This is a genomic window from Kitasatospora sp. NPDC002543 (genome assembly GCF_053594915.1).
Genome location: NZ_JBSFWR010000054.1, coordinates 32461 through 52721 on the forward strand (window position 1 = coordinate 32461; position 20261 = coordinate 52721).

The 20261-nt window shown below is 73.8% G+C and carries 17 protein-coding genes; 9 read left to right on the plus strand and 8 right to left on the minus strand.

Annotated features, from left to right (window positions below; genetic code table 11):
* Window positions 1-3 precede the first annotated feature (3 nt).
* Window positions 4-1257 (minus strand): extracellular solute-binding protein, encoded by a 1254-nt coding sequence (locus tag ACWD4P_RS22565; protein ID WP_449780799.1) that lies wholly within the window; start codon window positions 1255-1257, stop codon window positions 4-6.
* A gap of 56 nt (window positions 1258-1313) precedes the next feature.
* Entirely contained in the window at window positions 1314-2306 is a 993-nt protein-coding gene (locus ACWD4P_RS22570; protein ID WP_359820154.1) for a LacI family DNA-binding transcriptional regulator, read from the minus strand.
* A 208-nt stretch (window positions 2307-2514) separates the two neighbouring features.
* Between ACWD4P_RS22570 and ACWD4P_RS22575 the strand changes: the two genes are divergently transcribed.
* Window positions 2515-4572: an amylo-alpha-1,6-glucosidase gene (locus ACWD4P_RS22575; protein WP_449780800.1), complete on the plus strand. Its 2058-nt coding sequence runs from the start codon at window positions 2515-2517 to the stop codon at window positions 4570-4572.
* Between the two features lie 104 nt (window positions 4573-4676).
* On the opposite strand, the gene ACWD4P_RS22580 is transcribed toward ACWD4P_RS22575, so the two are convergent.
* The 3 genes from ACWD4P_RS22580 to ACWD4P_RS22590 form a co-directional block, all read right to left on the minus strand.
* On the minus strand, window positions 4677-5246 hold the full coding sequence (locus ACWD4P_RS22580) for a hypothetical protein (RefSeq protein ID WP_359820160.1): 570 nt from the start codon (window positions 5244-5246) through the stop codon (window positions 4677-4679).
* Between the two features lie 68 nt (window positions 5247-5314).
* Entirely contained in the window at window positions 5315-6556 is a 1242-nt protein-coding gene (locus ACWD4P_RS22585; RefSeq protein ID WP_449780801.1) for a GNAT family N-acetyltransferase, read from the minus strand.
* Between the two features lie 126 nt (window positions 6557-6682).
* On the minus strand, window positions 6683-6985 hold the full coding sequence (locus ACWD4P_RS22590) for a hypothetical protein (RefSeq protein ID WP_359820164.1): 303 nt from the start codon (window positions 6983-6985) through the stop codon (window positions 6683-6685).
* A 260-nt stretch (window positions 6986-7245) separates the two neighbouring features.
* Here ACWD4P_RS22590 and ACWD4P_RS22595 point away from each other — a divergent pair, with 260 nt between their 5' ends.
* Window positions 7246-8547, plus strand: a complete 1302-nt coding sequence (locus ACWD4P_RS22595; protein WP_449780802.1) for a hypothetical protein — start codon at window positions 7246-7248, stop codon at window positions 8545-8547.
* Window positions 8548-8610: 63 nt separating this feature from the next.
* Here ACWD4P_RS22595 and ACWD4P_RS22600 read toward each other — a convergent pair whose 3' ends face one another.
* Entirely contained in the window at window positions 8611-10158 is a 1548-nt protein-coding gene (locus ACWD4P_RS22600) for a Na+/H+ antiporter (protein WP_449780803.1), read from the minus strand.
* 296 nt (window positions 10159-10454) lie between these two features.
* On the opposite strand from ACWD4P_RS22600, the gene sph reads away from it, so the two are divergent.
* Together sph and ACWD4P_RS22610 are read left to right on the plus strand one after the other, a co-directional pair.
* Window positions 10455-11432: a sphingomyelin phosphodiesterase gene (gene sph, locus ACWD4P_RS22605; protein WP_359830423.1), complete on the plus strand. Its 978-nt coding sequence runs from the start codon at window positions 10455-10457 to the stop codon at window positions 11430-11432.
* Between the two features lie 152 nt (window positions 11433-11584).
* Window positions 11585-12400 carry a thioesterase family protein gene (locus ACWD4P_RS22610; RefSeq protein WP_449780804.1) on the plus strand — a complete coding sequence of 272 codons (816 nt, stop codon included), beginning with the start codon at window positions 11585-11587 and terminating at the stop codon, window positions 12398-12400.
* A gap of 93 nt (window positions 12401-12493) precedes the next feature.
* Here ACWD4P_RS22610 and ACWD4P_RS22615 read toward each other — a convergent pair whose 3' ends face one another.
* Complete coding sequence (locus ACWD4P_RS22615; RefSeq protein WP_449780805.1) at window positions 12494-13819, minus strand: radical SAM protein; 1326 nt, start codon at window positions 13817-13819, stop codon at window positions 12494-12496.
* 708 nt (window positions 13820-14527) lie between these two features.
* Here ACWD4P_RS22615 and ACWD4P_RS22620 point away from each other — a divergent pair.
* Window positions 14528-15868 (plus strand): family 2 encapsulin nanocompartment cargo protein terpene cyclase, encoded by a 1341-nt coding sequence (locus ACWD4P_RS22620; RefSeq protein ID WP_449780806.1) that lies wholly within the window; start codon window positions 14528-14530, stop codon window positions 15866-15868.
* A 162-nt stretch (window positions 15869-16030) separates the two neighbouring features.
* Window positions 16031-16909 (plus strand): geranyl diphosphate 2-C-methyltransferase, encoded by an 879-nt coding sequence (locus tag ACWD4P_RS22625; RefSeq protein ID WP_359830860.1) that lies wholly within the window; start codon window positions 16031-16033, stop codon window positions 16907-16909.
* 143 nt (window positions 16910-17052) lie between these two features.
* Here the strand turns inward: ACWD4P_RS22625 and ACWD4P_RS22630 are convergent, their stop codons facing one another.
* Window positions 17053-17697, minus strand: coding sequence for a dihydrofolate reductase family protein (locus ACWD4P_RS22630; RefSeq protein ID WP_449780807.1), 645 nt, complete (start codon window positions 17695-17697; stop codon window positions 17053-17055).
* 290 nt (window positions 17698-17987) lie between these two features.
* Here ACWD4P_RS22630 and ACWD4P_RS22635 point away from each other — a divergent pair, with 290 nt between their 5' ends.
* The 3 genes from ACWD4P_RS22635 to ACWD4P_RS22645 all read left to right on the plus strand — a co-directional run bounded on the left by ACWD4P_RS22635 (window position 17988) and on the right by ACWD4P_RS22645 (window position 20067).
* Window positions 17988-19058 carry a phosphatidylinositol-specific phospholipase C domain-containing protein gene (locus tag ACWD4P_RS22635; RefSeq protein ID WP_449780808.1) on the plus strand — a complete coding sequence of 357 codons (1071 nt, stop codon included), beginning with the start codon at window positions 17988-17990 and terminating at the stop codon, window positions 19056-19058.
* 114 nt (window positions 19059-19172) lie between these two features.
* Complete coding sequence (locus tag ACWD4P_RS22640; protein WP_359830867.1) at window positions 19173-19565, plus strand: ribonuclease; 393 nt, start codon at window positions 19173-19175, stop codon at window positions 19563-19565.
* A 151-nt stretch (window positions 19566-19716) separates the two neighbouring features.
* Window positions 19717-20067 carry a 5-carboxymethyl-2-hydroxymuconate Delta-isomerase gene (locus ACWD4P_RS22645; RefSeq protein WP_449780809.1) on the plus strand — a complete coding sequence of 117 codons (351 nt, stop codon included), beginning with the start codon at window positions 19717-19719 and terminating at the stop codon, window positions 20065-20067.
* Window positions 20068-20261: the final 194 nt, after the last annotated feature.

The window sequence follows — 20261 nt, forward strand, 5'->3', positions numbered from 1 at the left end:
CGCCTACCTGGCATTCTTCAGGGCCTGCTCGCCGTTGCGCTGGAGGGTGCCCAGGATGGTGGCCGGGTCCCCGGTCCTCAGCGACTGGAGGTCGGTGTTGAACTGGGTGAGGACCTGGTTGAAGCCGGCGATGGTGACCGGCGGCTGGGAGGTGGCGACGCCGTCCACCCACGCCTTGGAGTCCGGGTACTGCTGGGCGTACGTGGCGAGCGCGCTGGTGCGCGAGGGCATGACGCCGAAGGCCTTGGAGAACTCCAGCTGCTGCTCGGCGGAGGTGAGGTGCTTGACGAGGTCGACTCCGGCGGCCTGGTGGGTGCTCCTGGCGGCGATGCCCCAGCAGTTGCTGAAGGCGAGGGTGCCGGGGCCGGCCGGGCCGGCGGGCAGCGGGAGCACCTTGTAGCCGACGTCCGGGTAGTCCTTGGCCATCGCGCCCTTCAGCCAGTTGCCCTCGATGGTCATCGCGGCCCTGCCCTTGCCGAGCGCCTCGCCGCCCCAGCCGGCGTCCACCTCGGCGACGTACTTGGCGGACCCGGCCTTCATCATGGTCTGGAGGTACTCCAGGGCCTGCTTGTTGGCCGGGTTGTCGGCGGTCATCGCGTTCTGCTCGGGGTTGGTGATCCAGCCGCCGGCCTCCTTCATCAGGGCGCCCAGCCGCTGGTAGTCGGGGGCGGTGACCAGGCCGGTGACGCCGTCTTTGGTGAGCTTGGCGGCGTCGTCGGAGAGCTGCTGCCAGGTGGTGGGGTAGTCGGCCTCGGTGAGGCCGGCCTGCTGCCACATGGCGGTGTTGATCGCCAGGCCCAGGGTGGAGCTGTCCTTGGGCAGGCAGGTGAGCTTGCCGTCGTGGCTGAAGGCCCTGCGCAGCTGCTCGGAGAAGTCCGCGGCGTCCGGGACCAGGTCCCCGTACGCGTAGAGGGAGCCGCCCTTGGCGTAGTTGGCGAACTGGTCGGAGTTGACGTAGAAGAGGTCCGGCGGGTTGCCGCCGGCGAAGGCCTGGCCGAGCTGCTGGTTGATGTTGCTCGCGATCTGCACGGTGACGGTGTTTCCGGTCTTCTGCGCCCAGGCGGCGGTGGCCGCCTTGACCGCCGCGGTCTCGGCCTCGCCGGAGGTGGCGATCAGCACCGTCAGGTCCTGCTTGCCGCCGGAGGCCTGCTTGGCCGTCGAGTCGCCGAAGCCGCCGGAGGAGGAGCAGCCGGTGACGGCGCCGAGGGCGACGGCCGCGCAGACGGCGGCCGCGGCGAGGGTGCGGGAGGTGGCCATGCGGATCTCCTTGCGAGGGTTGGTGCGGTGGGCGCAGATGGCTCGGGGGAGTGGCGTCACACGCTTTCGCGGAGCACCAACTCGGGTTTCAGGAGGACGTGTTCGGTCGGCCGCCGGCGGTCGCCGAGGCGTTCCAGCAGCAGCCGCATGCAGGCGCGGCCGACGGCGTCGAGCGGCTGGGAGAGGCTGGACAGCGAGGGGTGCAGGAGCGGGGCGATCGGGGAGTCGTCGAAGCCGATGACGGCGGCGTCCGGCCCCGGGGTGCGCCCGGCCCGGCGCAGCGCCTGGTACCAGCCGAGGGCGAGGGTGTCGCTGGCGGCGACGACGGCGGTGGCGCCGGCGGCGAGGAGCCGCTCGGCGGCCTCGGTGGCGTGTGCGGGGTCGTCGGGGCTCTCGGCCCGGCGGCCCCGGGTGGTCAGTCCGAGCTCGCGCATCGTGCTCTGCCAGCCGCGGGCGCGGTCGTCGCCGACGCCGGAGCCCTTGGGCCAGCCGAGGAAACCGATCTTGCGGTGGCCGAGCCCGGCCAGGTGCCGGACGGCGGCCGACGTCCCGGCGGCGCCGTCGACGTCGACCCAGTCGCCGACGTCCCGGCCGGTCCAGGTGCGGCCGAAGGCGACGTAGGGGACGCCCTGTTCGTGCAGCCAGCCCTGGCGGCGGTCGCCGCGGTCGGTGCCGCTGAGCACGAAGCCGTCCGCGCCGTGTTCGTCGAGCAGTTGGCGGTAGCTGGTGAGTTCGTCGTCCCCGGGGGCGACGGCGAACAGCACCACCCGGTAGCCGGCCCGGTCGGCGGCCTCGGAGAGCGAGTGCAGGAACTGGTCGAGGACGGGGGTGGGGACGCCGGTGCTGCTGGAGCGGAGGCCGTAGCCGATCAGTCGGCTGGCCCTGGTCTTCAGCGCCTGGGCGGCCCGGTGGGGCCGGTAGCCGAGTTCGTCGATGGCGCGCCGGACCCGTTCCAGGGTCTGCGGGCGCAGCAGGTCGGGCGAGTTGAGCGCGTTGGACACCGTCTGACGGCCCACGCCGGCCCGGGCGGCGACCATTTCGAGGGTCACGGCGGACCCTGCCCGGGGCCGGGGCGATGAGTGTGCATTCATGACGGCGATCCTAGGTTCTGTCCTCGTCGACCAGGTGTTGGAGCGTTCCAATCGGGGGTTCCATCATCCCCACCAGCGGGGTTAATGTCTTGGAACGCTCCAACGGCAGAAAGGTTGCGCCCGGGTGGAAGCAACTGTCAAGCCCCCAGCAGAGGATGAAGACACCATGTCAGCGACAGAGCTGCAGCCGTTCCTCCACGACACCCGGCTCTCCGTGGCCGCCCCGAGCTTCTGCGCCTCGCGCCCAGACGGCCGGATCGGCGAAGGCGCGGACGGATTCTTCCACGGGGACCGGCGGATCCTCTCCCGCCTGGAGGCCATCGTCGCCGGCATCCCCGACGCGCACGTCGCCACCGCCGAAGCCCCGGACGGCACCACCACCTTCGTCACCGTGCTGCGCGGCCTCGCCGAGGCCACCGCCGACCCCGCCGTCACCCTGGAGCGCCGCCGCGAACTGCGGCCCGGCCGCCTCGTCGAACACCTCACCGTCCGCAACGCCGGCGACCTCACCGCCCGGCTGCGCCTGGACCTGCGCGCCGAGAGCGACTTCGCCGCCATGGACGCCGTCAAGGCCGGCCGCACCGGCACCCCCCGCACCCCCGGCGCCGAACCCGACGGGCTGCGCTGGAACGACGGCCCGCTCACCGCCGTCCTCGCCCTCGACCCGGCCCCCGACCACCTCGACGCCGCCACCGGCACCCTCGGCTACGACCTGGAACTCGCCCCCGGCCAGGCCTGGCAGGCCGTCCTGGAGTGCACCGCCGAACACCGCGAGGGCGACCTCTTCCCAGCCCCGCCCGCCGACGCCGCCCCCTGGCGCACCCCCGCCGTCACCGGCCGCGACCACGACCTCGGCCACTGGCTCGCCCGCTCCCACCAGGACCTGCGCGGCCTGCTGCTCACCGACCCGCTCAGCCCCGCCGACACCTTCCTCGGCGCCGGCGCGCCCTGGTTCCTCACCCTGTTCGGCCGCGACTCGCTCTGGGCGGCCCGGATGCTGCTCCCGCTCGGCACCGAGCTCGCCGCCGGCACCCTGCGCACCCTCGCCCGCCGCCAGGGCCGCACCACCGACCCGGCCACCGAGGAGCAGCCCGGCAAGATCCTCCACGAGGTCCGCCGCGCCGAACAGCACCTCGACACCGGATCCCACCTGCCGCCCCGCTACTTCGGCACCGCCGACGCCACCCCGCTCTGGCTCGTCCTGCTGCACGACGCCTGGCGCTGGGGCCTGCCCGCCGACCGGGTCGAGGAGCTCCTCCCGCACGCCGAGGCCGCCCTCGGCTGGCTGGAACGGTACGCCGACGCCGACGGCGACGGCTTCCTGGAGTACCTGGACAGCACCGGCCGCGGCCTGTCCAACCAGGGCTGGAAGGACTCCTCCGACAGCATCCGGTTCCGCGACGGCCGGATCGCCGACGCCCCGATCGCCCTCAGCGAGGTCCAGGCGTACGCCCACGAGGCCGCGCTCGCCGCGGCCGAGCTGCTGGAGGCCTTCGACCGCCCCGGCGCCGAGCACTGGCGGGAGTGGGCCGAGCGGCTGCGCGAACGCTTCCGGGCCCACTTCTGGACCGAGGACGAGGACGGCCGCTACCCGGTGGTGGCCCTCGACGGCGCCAAGCGGAGGGTGGACTCGATCGCCTCCAACATGGGCCACCTGCTCGGCACCGGGCTGCTGGACGCCGAGGAGAGCGCACTCGTGGCCCGCCGGCTCACCGGCCCCGGCATGGCGAGCGGCTTCGGGCTGCGCACCCTGGACGCGACCGCCGCCGGCTTCAACCCGCTCGGCTACCACACGGGTTCGGTATGGCCGCACGACAGCGCCATCGCCGTCCACGGCCTCGCCCGGGCCGGGCTGCACGAGGCGGCCGCCCCGCTGGCCGCCGGGCTGGTGCGGGCCGCCGCGGCCTTCGACCACCGTCTGCCCGAACTGTTCGGCGGCCACCCGCGCGAGCACTACGCCCGGCCCGTTCCGTACCCGGCGTCCTGCCGGCCGCAGGCCTGGTCCGCGGCCTCCGCCGTCACCGTCCTCCAGTCGGTGCTCGGCCTGGCGGCGGACGCGCCGGGCCGCCGGCTGACGGTCCGGGCCCGGGTGCCCGCCGGGTACGAGTCGCTGCGGTTCGACGGGCTGACCGTGGCCGGACTGCCGATCGGGGTGACGACCGACCACACGGGCCGGGTCGAGCTGCGGGCGCCGGAGGGGTTCACCGTCACGGTGGCCGACTGACCGGCACCGTACGTCCGGTGATCAGCCGTCAGCAGGTCCGGACGCACGTCGGCCCCGACTCCCACCCGGGAGCCGGGGCCGATCCGACGCGGCGGCGGCCGGTGCTACCGCATCACGGAGACGATGACGACGACCAGCGGAAGCGTGACGAGGCCGAGCCCCAGCCCGACCGCCACGGGCGTCACCCGGTCGCGGAACCGCCGCCGCGGCAGGACACGCTGCTCCGGCGGCGTGCTGTACTCCCACCAGTTGACGACCCGGCGGTAGTCCGTGTCGAAGCCCTTGTTGGGGAACCTCGTGCTGGAGCCGAGGCCCGGCAGCGAGCGGCGCCGGCCGGAGGCGAGGTGGATCCGGGCCGAACGCGTGCTCATGCCGTTGCCGTTGAACTCCCGGACGTCCAGCCAGCGCACCTCCTCCCAGGCGTAGGTGCGGCCGCCGCCGATGCCCCAGCAGACGGTGATGCCGTCGGCGCCGACCCGGCTCCAGGATCGGAGCGTCAGGATCCAGGCCGGGACGGCGACCAGGACGGTCGCGGCTGTCAACAGGCCGGTGCCGAGGGCGCCGAGCTCCCGGAAACCGAGGACGGCGAGCGCCGCGAGGGCGAGCAGCGGGACCGCGAAGGTGGACCAGGAGGGGCGGAACAGGTCTTTCCCCCGGAAGATCAGTTCGTTCACGGGGCGCACACTACGCCCCGGGCGGCCGGGCCCCGACAGGGGGTCGCGTGAGCCCGGGGCGCAGCGCCTCACGGCAGGTAGTACGTCAACAGGTCCGCCGTCAGCGGCGGGAACAGCGCCCGGTACGCCTCGTCCTCCCCGCGGACGTACACGTCCGGCCGCAGCCGGCTCAACCCCTCGATCCCGTACGGCCCGAAGAGCAGCGCCGCCAGCTGGTCCGGGGCCACGCACAGGCAGTCCTCCTCGCCCGGGCCCCGCATCGTGGCGCCCGTGACCACCTCGCCCGGCCCCTGCTCGCCGACCGGGATCCGGTAGTGCGCGCGGTAGGTGGAGAGCAGCAGGTCGCGGCCGGTGCGGTCCACGCCGGCGGCGGTGAGGCGCTGCCCCAGCAGTGGGCGCAGCCGGTCGAGCAGCGCGGCCGGATCGGGGATGCGGACGTAGTACTGCTCCGCACCGGGGCGCGGCGTGTGGTCGAGGAGGTCGTGCCAGACGGTGGCCGGCAGGGTGCCGGGCCGGTGCACCACGTGGAGCCGTGCGCCGGGTTCCGACGCGGCCACGCCGGCCAGGAGTTCGCGTGCCGCCCGGTCGTCCGCGGCGGCCGCCTCGGCGAGGTGGAACTCCCCGTCGTCCACCGGGGTGGTGCGTCCCACGGCCACCGCCTCGCCGGCGCGCTCGATCACCCGCAGCGTGCTCGCGTCGTGCGCCAGCAGCCAGCGCCAGCGGGCGGGGGAGTGGGCCATCGTGAGGTCGAAGCCGCGCTGCGTCCGCTCCTGGAGCGCGGCCAGGGCGGGCAGGTCCGCGGCCCGGGCGGTGCGCAGGGCGGGCTCCCCGCCCTCGAAGGCCGGGGTGCCGTGCACGGGCCGCGAGACCGGGATGTCGATCGCGTACTCGTAGCCGAACTGCCGGTAGAAGTACGGGATTCCGATCATCACCTGGACCACGTGCCCGCGGGCGGCGGAGCGGGCGTGCGCCCACCGCAGCAGTGCCCGGACCAGGCCGCGGCCCTCGTACTCCTCGTCGGTGGCGACCAGTTCGACCTGCCCGGCGGGCAGCCGGACGTCGCCGAGGCGCAGTTCCTCGTCGAGCAGGGTGGCGGTGGACACCACCCGGTCGCCGTCGACCACCACGGCGCAGGCCGACCAGCCGGCGTCCGGGTCCTCGACCACCAGGCGGTGGTCGAGCGCGTCCTGCGGCGCGAGGCGCTCCGCGAGCAGCGCGCCGATCTGCTCCAGGTCGGCCGGTCCGGGCTCGCGCAGCAGCAGGCCGCCGGGCAGGGGGAGGGGAAGGGCGAATGGTTCGTCGACGGTCATGACCGGACCCTCGCACCGGCGGCCGGCCGTGTCCAGGGGGTTTCGCCGCTCCGGCAAACGACGGCTGGGGGCGGGGCCGGCTCCCGGGCAGGGCCCCTGCGGCCCGGGCCGCAAGGGCCCCCGGGCCTACACGGTGCTCGCGATCCAGCCGACCGTCTCGGAGGTGTGCGGCCCGTCGGACAACGCCCGCCCGCTGCCCACGAGTTCGTTCATGCGGATCTTGAAGCCGGTGCTGGTGACGTCGGCGATCCGCAGCCCCGGGGTGTCCGGGCCGTTGAACGTCTGGACGAACGGGACGACGACCACCGTCGCGGTGTCGGGGAACGGCGAGGGGAAGGTGACCTGGGTGAAGGTCGACGTGGCTCCGCCGGTCAGCTCCGTGGCACTGCTGGAGCTCAACTGCAGCTTGCCGGTCTGGATCATGCTCATCGCTTCTGCCTTTCGTTCGACGGCGCGGGCGTTGCCTCGGCGAGCAACGCATGGGTGAAATGCCCGCGTTGCTTCGGGTTTAGCGCGAGTGTCGCCGGTTCGGGGCATCTCCCGGCTCGGCCGGTGTGGGCGGTGCGTGCCCACTGTGTACGGGACTTGGCGAAATCGTGCCCATCGCGGGGAGGTCCGGGTTGACCGCGGCCACGACGGACGGTTGGCTCGGCCGGAGCCAGGGGCCAGGCCCTGAGGGAGGGGAACCCATGAGGACGACGACGCTGCGGGTGGCCTGCGGGCTGGCGGCCGCGCTGCTCGCGGGCACCGGGGCACCGGCGGCGCACGCCCGCCCCGCGCCCGCGAACGCACCCGTGTCCACGCCCGGGTTCGCGCCCGCGCCCGCGGCACCGGGCGGGGTCCCGGTGCGGGTGAACGTGAGCCCCGACGGCGCCGCCGCCGACGACTGGTCCGAGCCGCTCGGGCTGAGCGCCGACGGCCGGTACGCCCTGTTCACCTCGCTGGCCTCGAACCTGGTGCCCGGCGACACCAACCGCCTCTACGACGTCTTCGTCCGCGACCTGTGGACGCGGCACACCGAGCGGGTCAGCCTCGCCGATGGCGGCGGCCAGCTGGACGGCTCCAGCAGCCAGGCGGCGATCAGCGCCGACGGCCGGTATGTCGCCTTCAGCAGCGACGCCTCCGACGCCGTCCCTGGGCACGGCGGCGAGCGCACCGACGTGTACGTCCGCGACCGCGCCACCGGGCACACCGAGCTGGTCACCGCCGGCACCGGCGTGGGGAACTCCGTCACCCCCGCGATCAGCGCCGACGGCCGCTTCGTCGCCTACTCCTCGGACCGCGCCGACCTCGCCCCCGGAGCGCGGCCGGGCACCGCCAACATCTACCTGACGGACCGCCGGACCGGCACCACCCGGCTGGTGACCACCGGGCAGGGCGGAGCCCCCGCCGACGGCGGTTCGGTGGAGCCCTCGCTCAGCGCCGACGGCCGCACCGTCGCCTTCCGTTCGAAGGCGGCCAACCTGCTCGCCCCCGCCGCGAAGACCCTGAAGCCGCCGCCCGCCCGGCAGCTGTTCCCGCTCTACGTCTTCGACGCGGGCACCGGCCGGATCGAGGGCGCGAGCGTCGACGCGGCCGGCACCCTGCGCGACGCCGCCCGCGAGGGCCGGCTGAGCCCCGACGGCCACTACGCGCTGTTCCGGGTGTTCGAGCCGGTGCCGGACGGCAGCCGGGTCGCGCTCCACGCCCGCGACCTGCGCACCGGGACGGTCACGGAGGTGGCGCCGGTCGGCACCCACCCGGCCGTCATGACGGCGGACGACCGCTGGGTCTACTTCGCCTCGGACGACGCGGGCTTGGTCCCCGGCGGCACCGGCGCGGTTCCGGCCGTCTTCCGGCGGGAGCTGCGGACGGGCCTGGTCGAGCGGGTCGCCGACGGGGCCGGCCCGGCCTCGGCGACCGCCGTGGACGCGCTCGGCACCACCCTGCTGTACGGCGCCCTGGACGGCACCCGCGCCGACGTCCTGGTGCGCCACCCGCTCGCCTTCTGAGCGGCCGCGGCGCCCGCCTCCCGCGGGTGCGCCGCGCCGCGGCCCGGGCGATCGGGCCCCGCGTCAGTTCCGTCCGAGGGCGGCCTGTTCCAGGTCGAGGTCACGCTGCAGCACCCGCAGCGTGGTGTCGCTGATCCGGTGCTCCTCGTAGAGCCGGCGCAGCCGGTCGTTCTGCACCGCGATCACCTCCTGGCGCAACTGGCGGTAGGCGGCGTCGGCGGTGCTGCCGCCGGGGGTCTCGGGGGTGCGGTCGAGGCGGGCGGTGAGAGCGCGGCGGACCCGGTCGAGGGCGGTGTCGGGGACGGCCTCCAGCTCGCTCAGGCCCTCGACGTGGTCGAGCGCGGCACGGTTGAGCTCGTCGCGGGCCCCGTCCTCCTCGCGGGCGGTGTGCTCGGGCTCCAGGGCGAGCCCGGAGCGGTGGACCACGGCGGCGAGGGTGAGGCCCTGGACGACCAGGGTGAGCACCACGACCGAGGTGGTGAGCACCAGCACCAGCGGCCGCCCGGTGAGCGGTCCGCCGTCGTGGCCGGGCAGCGGGATGGACAGCGCGGCGGCGAGCGGCATCACGCCCCGGGTGCCGGCCCAGGTGACCACCCCGGCGACCCGCCAGGACAGCCTTCCCCGGCTGGGCTTGACGGCGCGGGTCAGCGGCAGCGTCCAGAGCACCCGGACGGCGATCAGCACCGCCGCCAGCGCGAGCGCCTGGAGCGGCCACCAGCCGGTGCCGGCCGGCAGCTCGCGGACCAGGGCGGGCAGTTCGAGGCCGACGATCGCGAACACGACGCTCTCCAGCAGGAACACCACGACCGCGGAGACGGCGTGCAGCTGGAGCCGGATGCGGGCGTCGGTGAGCCGGTGGCCGGAGCGGCCGAGCAGCACCCCGGCGACGACCACCGAGGTGACGCCGGAGGCCTGCGCGGACTCCGCCAGGACGTACGCCGCGTACGGGGTGACCAGGGCGATCACCGTCTCCAGCACCGGGTCGGTGGTGCGTCGGCGCAGCAGGGCGGCCAGCGCGGCGACGAGGACGCCGACCAGGCTGCCGCCCCCGCCGAGCAGCAGCAGCCGGCCGCCGGCCCCCGGGAGGTCGACGGTGCCGCCGACGCCGACGGCTATCCCGACGGCGACCTTGAACAGCACCAGTGAGGTCGCGTCGTTGAACAGGCTCTCCGCCTGCACCAGCGCCTGGACCCGCCCGGGCAGCGCCAGGCGGCGGCCGAGCGCGGTGACGGCCACCGGGTCGGTGCTGGAGAGCACCGCGCCGAGCACGAAGGCCATCGCGGGCGGCAGTCCGGCCACGCTGACGGCGACGAAGCCGACCGCGGCGGCGGAGGCGAAGACCAGCCCGAAGGACAGGATCGTGACCGGCCGCCAGACCGCGCGCAGGTCGCGCAGCGAGAGCTCCTCGGCGGAGGAGTGGAGCAGCGGCGGCAGCACCACCGTGCCGATCAGCTCCGGGGGCACGTGCAGCGCGGGCACCCCGGGGACGAGGGCGACGGCGAGCCCGGCGAGGACCAGCAGGGAGGGCGCGGGCACCCGCCACCGCCGGGCGAAGGTGGCCACCCCGGTGGCCAGGACGACGAGGACGAGAACGATCCCCACGGCGTGCATCTGCCTCAAGACCCATCGCGACAGCGGGGTCGCGCGGCACGGACCGCCGCGTCGTCCCCCGAGCCGACCAGACTTCCCGGCACACCGGCGGTCATCTTATCGGCCCTTTTGCGGGCTTCGGCAGGGTGCCTTTGCCGTGCCGGGGCGGTGACCGCCCGTCAGGCTCGCGCCGACGGTGTTACCGATGAGTTCACCGATTGCTCGCCCGATGTCTTGCGCGTCGTGCGGAGGGCCAAGTTGGATACACAACATCCCTCGACCCGACGGGTCCACGACAACGCCCCCACGGAGGCCCGATGCCCCTGTCGTCCGTCCGCCGCGCCCTCGCCGCCGGCGCCGCCGCCACCGTCCTCGCCGTGCTCGGCGCCGCCCCGGCCTCGGCCGAGACCGCCCCGGCGAGCGCACCGCCGCTCGACGTGCTGACCTACAACACGTTCCTGATGAGCACCAACCTCTACCCCAACTGGGGCCAGCAGTACCGGGCGCAGGCCATCGCCTCGGCGGACTTCTTCCAGGGCCACGACGTGGTCGTCCTGGAGGAGGCCTTCGACAACGCGGCCTCCGACGCGCTGACCGCCAAGGCCTCGGCCGCCTACCCATACCACACGCCGGTGGTCGGCCGCTCCACCGCCGGCTGGGACGCCACCTCCGGCAGCTTCAGCTCCGCCACCCCCGAGGACGGCGGCGTCACCCTGCTCAGCAAGTGGCCGATCCTGCGCAAGGAGCAGTACGTCTACAAGGACGCCTGCGGCTCGGACTGGTTCTCCAACAAGGGCTTCGTCTACGCGGTGCTGGACGTCGGCGGCCGCCGCACCCACGTGGTCGGCACCCACCTGCAGTCCACCGACTCGGGCTGCGCGAGCGGTCAGGCGGCGGACATCCGGGCCAAGCAGCTCACCGCGATGCGCTCCTTCCTGGACGCCAAGCGGATCCCGGCCGACGAGCCGGTCCTGCTCGCGGGCGACCTCAACATCGACTCGCACGGCTCCGAGTACCAGGCGCTGCTGACCAACGGCAACCTCGCCCCGGCCTCCGCCCGCACCGGCTGGCCGTACTCCTTCGACACCGTCGACAACTCCGTCGCCGCCTACCGCTACCCGGGCGAGCCCAAGGAGGACCTCGACTACGTCCTCTACCGGGCCGACCACGCGCGCCCGCAGCAGTACACCAACCAGGTGGTCCGGGTGCACAGCGCGCCCTGGACGGTGAGCAGTTGGGGCAAGAGCTACACCTACACCGACCTCTCCGACCACTACCCGCTCGTCGCGCACTGACGGTCCGGCTCCTGCGGCGGTGTGGGATGCGTCACGCGTGACGCCGCACGGGCGGTTCGGCCCCTTACGATCCTGAACGCCGAGGTCGGGCGCCGTCGCACCACGGCGGCGCCCTCCCGGCAGCCAGCGATCCGGCCCGAGGAGAAGCGCACGTGACCACCCCCACCGCCGCGCCCGACAGCTACTACCAGCGCACCGGCGAGCACAGCTACAAGCCCACCGCGCACGCGCAGGGCGCCTGGCACGCGGACGAGCAGCACTTCAGCCCGCTCGGCGGCCTGATCGTGCACGCCATCGACCGCCACCGGGCCGACCGCCCCGCCGACGGCCTGGCGCTGGCCCGGATCAGCTACGACATACTCGGCCTGATCGCCCTCGAGGAGTTCGAGATCACGGTGGAGACCGTCCGGCCCGGGCGCACCATCGAGCTGGTCGAGGCCACCGTGGTGATCGGCGGGCGCGCCGTGGTCCGGGCCCGCGCCTGGTTCCTCGCCGAGCTGGACACCGCCGCCGTCGCCGGCACCCACGACGCGCCGCTGCCCGCGCCCGCGGAGTTCGAGCCCTGGACGATGGCCGGGGTGTGGGGCGGCGGCTACATCGCCTCGATCGACGTCCGCCGCCGGGAGACCGCCCCGGGCCGCGCCGCCGCCTGGCTGGCGAGCCCGGTCGAGCTGGTCGCGGGGGAGCCCAGCGGCCCGCACGCCTCCTTCGTCAGGCTGGTGGACACCGCCAACGGCATCGCCGTGCGGCAGGACCCCACCGCGTGGATGTTCCCCAACACGGACCTGACGATCCACTTCCACCGCCGTCCCGAGGGCCCCTGGACGGGCCTGGACACCAGCGTCAGCTTCGGCCCGGCCGGGCACGGCGTCACCAGCACCGTGCTGCACGACGTCCACGGGCCGCTGGGCCGGGCCGAGCAGATCCTCACCGTCCGCCCGATGCCGTCGGCGGGCCGAACGGCCTGAGCGGCCTGAGCGGCCTGAACGGCTCGACCGCCTGCACGGAAGCGGGCGGATCCCGGTGGCGCCGGCCCTCCCGGCCGGCGCCACCGGGCGGCCTCAGCCGGTCAGCGAGTCCATGAAGGAGCTCACCGAGAACACCGCGCGGCCCGGTCCGGCCGGGCCGTAGCCGGGCGGGGAGGAGAGGCCGAACTCCTCCAGGGTCGCCCGGTAGGTCCGCAGCAGCCGGATGTGGTACTCCAGCGGCGCGCCCTGCGGGTTGGCCTTGCCGAGCGGGGTGGTGGGCTCGGGGCACCAGGTGGTGAAGCGCGGCACCACGCCGTGGGACATGAAGAAGCGCAGGCCCTCCTCGGTGGAGGCGATCGCCTCGTCCACCGTGGTGAAGCCGAACGGCTCGGCCATCTCCACGCCGGCGACGAAGTTGGGGATCACGTTCTCCGCGCCGAACACCTCGGTGGAGTCGAGGATCCGGCGGTGCCACTCGTCCCGGCCGACGTAGCGCTCCTTGCCGGGGCAGTAGAGCTCGAACAGCCGCTTGTCCCAGACCTCGAAGTTGGGGTGGTAGATCTTCACGCCGTAGTCGTGGAAGCGCTGGACGTCGTCGCGCGGCAGCGCCTGGGCGACCACCTTGCCGATCCAGCGGTCGGGGAAGCGCTCCTCGATGGCCTTGGCGTACTGCCCGTAGAAGTCGGCCTCGTCCCGGCCGCCGATGTGCGAGGTGATCGCCCCGCCGGTGAGGGTGTACGCCTGCGAGGCGCGGGCGGTGTCGTGCTCGTCGATCAGCGCCAGCGCCTCCAGCACCTCCTCGACCGGCTTGACCCCGGTGTACGGGCGGCCGGCGGCCTTGTGCTGGCGCCAGTTGTGGTTGATGTCGCAGTACTGGCACTCCTCCTTGGCGCCGAAGTACTGGCAGACCCGGAACACCGTGAGGTAGATCAGGTAGCCCCACTGGATGGTCGGGGCGACCTCCATCACCGACTTTCCGTTGGCCAGCGTGTGCCGGTAGTAGTCGGGCATCGGCGGCAGGCCGACGTCGGCGATCCGCGTGCCGTCCAGGTAGAGGCCGAGGGCGCCGTCCTCCCCGGCGCCGACCCGGTACGGCGAGTCCGGGTTCACCCGCACCGACACCACCGTGCGGCGCAGCCCGTACGGCCCGCCGGTCAGCACGATCTCCTCCGGCGGCCGGTTGAGCGCGGCGGCGCCGAGCTCGGGCAGGGTGCGGTGGTCGAAGGAGAAGATGAAGTACGACTTCGGCTTGACCTCGCCGCCCCCGTCGGCACCGGCACTGCCGCTGAGCGCCGACTCGTCGAAGGCCATGCCGCCGCGCAGCAGGTCCTCCTTGATCACCGCCTCCCGGGGCACGTCGGGATAGCGCTCCATGAGCTCCTCAACAAGTGCGGTGCGGCTGCGTGCCTGGCTCTCCATGCGGTGGTCTTCCTTCCTGGCCCCCGTCCTCACGGGCGCCCCGCCCATTCTGGTCCCCCTTACGGACCGGGCCGCGCACCGGGCCCGGCCGGAGGCGCCCGACCGCCCCGCGGGGCGGTCGGGGCCGGCGCGCCCCGGGCCGGCGTCCCGGGCCGCGGAGAACGCGGAGAACGCGGCGGACGTCGCCTGGGGCAAGGTGCCGAAGCACTGGGGCCGGCCGTCGGCCGGGGCCGCCGGTGCTCCGGCGGGGCCCCGGGGGAGCGGCGTCCGCTCCTCCGGTGCGACCGGTACGGGCAGGCGGGCGGCCGTCCGTCGTTCGTTTCGTAGTCGAATGGCCCCTGTGGCGAGCGGCGCCACGCGGTCGGGCGGCCCGGGACGCGCGCTGACGTCAGCGGGTTGACGCGGGGGCGGGGCGTGGGCCCGGTGAGTACGGGCGTGATCGATGCACGACCGGGCGCGCTCAAACGCCATCAGCACAAACGTTCACCCTATCGGGTGAGGAAGATCGTCCGTTGCGATGCGGAACGCGCCTTCGCGCCTACGGTGGTGAACCGAGCGGGACGGGGGCGGAAGTCGGAGTTCCCGTTCGAGGCAGGCGGGCTGATGGCCCGTCATATTGTGCGACCCCTTTCCCAGAGGAGGCTCCATGCCCCTGCGTGCCAGACCGGAGACACCATCCGGGCCCGTCACCGCCCCGGCGGTGGGCCCATGAGCTCCCCGGCGATCGAACGGATCCTGCGGGGGCCCAGCGGACTGGGCACCTCCGGGCTGCAGTTCCGGCCGCAGGTGCCGGCACCCGAGGCCGAGGCGCCTTCGGCCCGGGTGTCCGAGGCCGGGGTGCCCGCCGCGGAGGTGCCCGCGGTCTCGGCTGCGGAGACCGCCGTCCCCGACGCTCCCGTGGTCGAGGTGCCGGCCCCCGAGGCCCCCGCGGCCGGGGCGGCGGCGACCCCCGGGTTCCAGCTGCCCTCCGTCCACGTCCTGCCCGTCCCCCCGGCCCTGGCCGCGGCCGTCGCGGCCCCGGCCGCCGCCGGCTCCGCCGCCCAGGCGCCGACCGGCGGCAAGCCCAGCCCCGGCGACCCGATCCCCGGCCTCTACCACCACCCGATCGCCGAACCCGACCCGGTGCGGGTGGAGGCGCTCAGCGCCGCGCTCAAGGTCTGGGCGATGGAGGAGATCGAGCTCTACCCGCCGGAGTGGGAGAAGGACTTCGACGGGTTCTCCACCGGGCGCTACATGGTGGCCTGCCACCCGGACGCGCCGAGCGTCGACCACCTGATGCTCGCGGCCCGCCTGATGGTGGCCGAGAACGCGGTCGACGACTGCTACTGCGAGGACCTCGGCGGCTCGCCGATCGGCCTGGGCAGCCGCCTGCTGCTCGCGCACACCGCGCTCGACCCGCTGCACACCACGCCGGAGTACCACCCGGCGTGGGAGGAGTCGCTGTCCTCGGACGCGCCCCGGCGCTCCTACCACTCCGCGATGGAGTACTTCACCCGGGCCGCCACGCCCTCCCAGTCGGACCGGTTCCGGCACGACATGGCGCGGCTGCACCTCGGGTACCTGGCCGAGGCCTCCTGGGACCAGGCGGACCACGTCCCGGAGGTGTGGGAGTACCTGGCCATGCGCCAGTTCAACAACTTCCGCCCTTGCCCGACGATCACGGACACCGTCGGCGGCTACGAGCTGCCCGCCGAGCTGCACGCGCTGCCCGCCATGCAGCGGGTGATCGCCCTGGCCTCCAACGCGACCACCATCGTCAACGACCTGTACTCGTACATGAAGGAGCTGAACAGCCCCGGACTGCACCTGAACCTGCCGGTGGTGATCTCCGAGCGCGAGGGCGTCTCCCGCAAGGAGGGCTACCTGAAGGCGGTCGAGGTGCACAACGAGCTGATGCTGGCCTTCGAGGCGGAGGCGGCGGCCCTGGCGGTGTCCTGCCCGGTGCCCACGCTCGTACGGTTCCTGCGCGGTGTGGCCGCGTGGGTCGACGGCAACCACTACTGGCACCAGACCAACACCTACCGCTACACCCTGCCCGACTTCTGGTGACGCCGTCCGCCGCGGTGGAACCGGCCGTCTTGGTGGAACCGGCTGTCTTGGTGGAACCGGCCGCCGCCGGCGGTGTTCGCCCCTGTCGGGCACCCATTGACCAACTCTGATCATTCCTGACCAGACCTGACCATTCCGTTGACATCCGCTAGGAGCTGTCCCATGTCCGTGACCGACGACATCACCACCCCCGGCAACACCATCCCCGGCCCGGCGACTCCGTACCAGGGCGACATCGCACGCTACTGGGACCACGAGGCCCGCCCGGTCAACCTTCGCCTGGGTGACGTCGACGGCCTCTACCACCACCACTACGGCATCGGCGAGATCGACCACGCCGCGATCGGCGACCCGACCGACAGCGAGCGCGAGAAGAAGGTGATCGCCGAGCTGCACCGGCTGGAGTCCGCCCAGACCGACCTGCTGCTCGACAACCTCGGCGAGATCCGTGCCGACCACACCCTGGTCGACGCCGGCTGCGGCCGCGGCGGCTCGATGGTGATGGCCCACCAGCGCTTCGGCTGCCGGGTCGAGGGCCTGACCCTCTCCACCCAGCAGGCCGACTTCGGCAACAAGCGCGCCGCCGAGCTGGGCATCGGCGAGTACGTCCGCTCCCGGGTCGCCAACATGCTGGACATGCCCGTCGCGACCGGTTCGGCCGCGGGCTCCTGGAACAACGAGTCCAGCATGTACGTCGACCTGCACGACCTGTTCGCCGAGCACTCCCGGGTGCTGAGCGTCGGCGGCCGGTACGTGACCATCACCGGCTGCTGGAACCCGCGCTACGGCCAGCCGTCGAAGTGGGTCTCGCAGATCAACGCCCACTTCGAGTGCAACATCCACTCGCGCCGCGAGTACCTGCGGGCGATGGCCGACAACCGCCTGGTGCCCCAGGCCGTGATCGACCTGACCCCGGACACCCTGCCCTACTGGGAGCTGCGGAACACCACCTCGCTGGTGACCGGCATCGAGGAGGCGTTCATCGAGTCCTACAAGGACGGCTCCTTCCAGTACGTGCTGATCGCGGCCGACCGCGTCTGATCCGCAGGCCCCGATCCGACCGGCCCTGATCCGGTAGCCGTCCGGCACCGGCGGGCAGCAGGACACGACGGCGGCCTCCCCGCACCCGCGGGGAGGCCGCCGTCGTCCGTACCGGTCCCGGCCCTCGGACTCCGGGGCGGCGGCTACGGCCGGGTGAGGGTGAGGTGGGTGACGCCGCTCGGACTGGACACCGCCTCGGTGCGGAAGCGCTGCTCCAGCCCTTCCAGCCCGTCCCAGAGCCGCTCGCCCCGGCCGAGCACGATCGGCACCACGACCAGGTGCAGGTGGTCGACCAGATCGGCCTCCAGGAAGGCCCGGACGGTGCTCGGACCGCCGCCGATCCGCACGTCCAGGCCGCCGGCCGCCTCCCGGGCCCGGCGCAGCGCCTCCTCGGGGGAGGCGTCGAGGAAGTGGAAGACCGTCCCGCCCTCCATCTCCAGCGAGGGGCGAGGGTGGTGGGTGAGCACGAAGACCGGGGTGTGGAACGGCGGGTTGGGTCCCCACCAGCCGCGCCAGTCCTCGTCCTGCCAGGGGCCGCGCTGCGGGCCGAACTTGTTGCGGCCCATGATCTCCGCGCCGATGCCGTCGCTCCAGGTGCGGGCCATCGCGTCGTCCACGCCGGTGGCACCGCCCTCCTTGCCGCTCATCCGACGGAACGTCCGGGTGCCGAAGAACCATTCGTGCAGCCGGTGGGCGGCATGGCCGAAGGGCTCGTCGAGGCTCTGCCCCTCGCCCGTGCCGTAGCCGTCCAGGGAGATCGAGAAGTTGTGGACCCGGACCAGGGACATCGGCTTCCTCCGCTGCTGGCGCCTCGGTACGGGCCGGCCGCCCGCACCCCGTCGCGGGCCACGCTAACCCAGGGCTCCGGCGCCCTGACGCTCCGTCAACGCCCCGGGCGTGGCGGCTGCGACGGGTGTGGGGCGGGTGGAGGAAGGGGAGGGGAGTCGGGGAGAAGCGGTGCAGCCGTCACGCTATTGTCGTGCCTTCTTCATCCTGAGCACGCCCGGGCGGGCGATGCTTCGTCAGGCTGCCCGGGAACAGGGCGGCCGGCATCCCACGACTTGGGGGGACCGTTCCGATGACCGTACGCCGCACCCTGACCGGATTCCTGGCCGCCGGACTGATCGCCGCCGCGGCGGCGCTGGTCCCGACCTCCCCGGCGGACGCGACCCCGGGCGGGCCGGGCGACCTGCCGTTCGGCTCCGCGACCACCGTCGGCCTCCACAACACCTACGACCCGGCCGCCTTCCCGTACCTCGCCCAGGGCCTGGACACCGGCACCGGGATGATCGAGCTGGACCTCTGGCCGAACATCGTGACCAAGCAGTGGCAGGTCAGCCACTCCAACCCGTTCGGCAACTCCAACAACTGCACGGCCGCCACCACCCCCGCCCAGCTCTACGCCGGCAGCACCGACCAGAACCTGGAGAGCTGCCTGGACGACGTCCGGGTCTGGCTCGCCGCGCACCCGGGTGCCGGGCCGCTGGTGATCAAGCTGGAGCTCAAGCCGGGCTACTCGGCCAACCTCGGGATGGGCCCGGACCAGCTGGACGCGCTGATCGCCCAGCACCTGGGCCCCGCCGTGCTGCGCCCCGCCGACCTGCTGGCCAAGCCCGGCGGCGGCACGTACGCGAGCGTGGACGAGGCGGTGCGGGCGGGCAACTGGCCGAGCCGCTCGGCGCTGGCCGGCAGGGTGCTGCTGTACGCGATCCCGGGCACCGTCGAGCTCGGCAACCCCTTCGACACCCTGCACACCGACGTCGAGCAGGGCCGGCACCTGCGGGACCTGGCGGCGGCCGGCCGGATCGGCCAGGCGCAGGTCTTCCCGTCCGTGCTCGGCGCGGCCACCGGCGACCCGCGCGGGCAGTACACCGGCGCGGACGCCTCGATCCGGCCCTGGTTCGTGGTCTTCGACGGCGACGCCTCGACCTACGTCAGGACCATCGACACCGCCTGGTACGACAGCGCCCACTACCTGCTGGTGATGACGGACTCCCACCTGGTCGCCCCGGAGATCAGCGCCACCGACCCGACGGCCGACCAGGCGCGGGCCCGCACCGAGCAGTTGGCGAAGGCGCACGCGAGCATCGTCTCCAGCGACTGGCGCAGGCTCCCGTCGGTGCAGTCGCTGGTGCTGTCCCGCGGCTGAGCCCGGGTGGGCCGCTGACCAGGTCAAGGCACCCGAGGGTACGTCGAGTTGACCGGAGGTGAAGAGTTGGAACGGGGCTTCCGGTGGCACCCGGGGGCGGCCATCCTGGTTGTCATGACCCGAACTCTACGCGCGTGGAAGACCCGCGTCGCCGCCACCGCCGCCGTCGCCCTGGTGACCCTCGCGCCGATCGCCGTCGCCACCGAGGCGCACGCCGCGGTGAGCGGCTCGGTGTGCCTCTCGGCCCTGCCCTCCCAGGCCCACACCACCCTCGACCTGATCGCCTCCGGCGGTCCCTTCCCGTACAGCCAGGACGGCGTCGTCTTCCAGAACAGGGAGCGCGTGCTGCCCGCGCAGTCGACCGGTTACTACCACGAGTACACCGTGGTCACCCCGGGCTCGCCGACCCGCGGCGCCCGGCGGGTCGTCACCGGCAAGCAGTACCACGAGGACTACTACACCGCCGACCACTACGCGACCTTCCGCAAGATCGACTTCGGCTGCTGACCCGGCCACCCGTTCCCTCGGAACCCCCGGGGCCCCGGCGCCGCACCCCGCGCCGGGGCCCCGGGCGCGTCCGGGAGCGCCGGCGGCGTCCGGTAGCGTCGGGGGGTCCGGTAGCGTCGGGGGGTCCGACGACACTCTCCCGGAGGTTCCCGTGCCGCAGATCCTGGTCGACCACTCGGCCGAACTCGACTTCGACCGCTCGGCCCTGGCCGCCGAGGTCCACCGGGCGATCACCGAGGTGATCGACACCACGGTGGCGGACTGCAAGACCGTCTTCCGCGCGGCCGACCACCACCGCGTCGGCGACGGGGCGAGCGGCGAGGCCGCGGTGCTGGTGGAGGTGAAGATCCTGGCGGGCCGCAGCGTCGAGCAGCGCGCCGCGCTGAGCGACCGGGTGCTCGCCGCGCTGCGCGCCCGGATCGCCGGGCCCGCCGCGATCGGCGTCCAGGTCACCGAACTCGACCGGGACACCTACCGGTTCGTCCACCACGTCGGCCAGTAGGGGCCTGCCGTCCCGCGCGGCAGCGGGGCCGAACGGCGAGGCGGGTCGAACGGCGAGCCGCAGCGAACGGCGAGCCGCACCGAACGGAGAGGCGGGGGGGGGCGGCGCGGGCCCGCCCCGCCCCCCCCCGCCCCCCCCCCCCTCGCCCGAGGGGGCGGTGGTGAGCGCCCAAAAAAAAGTGAAGTCACCAAAAA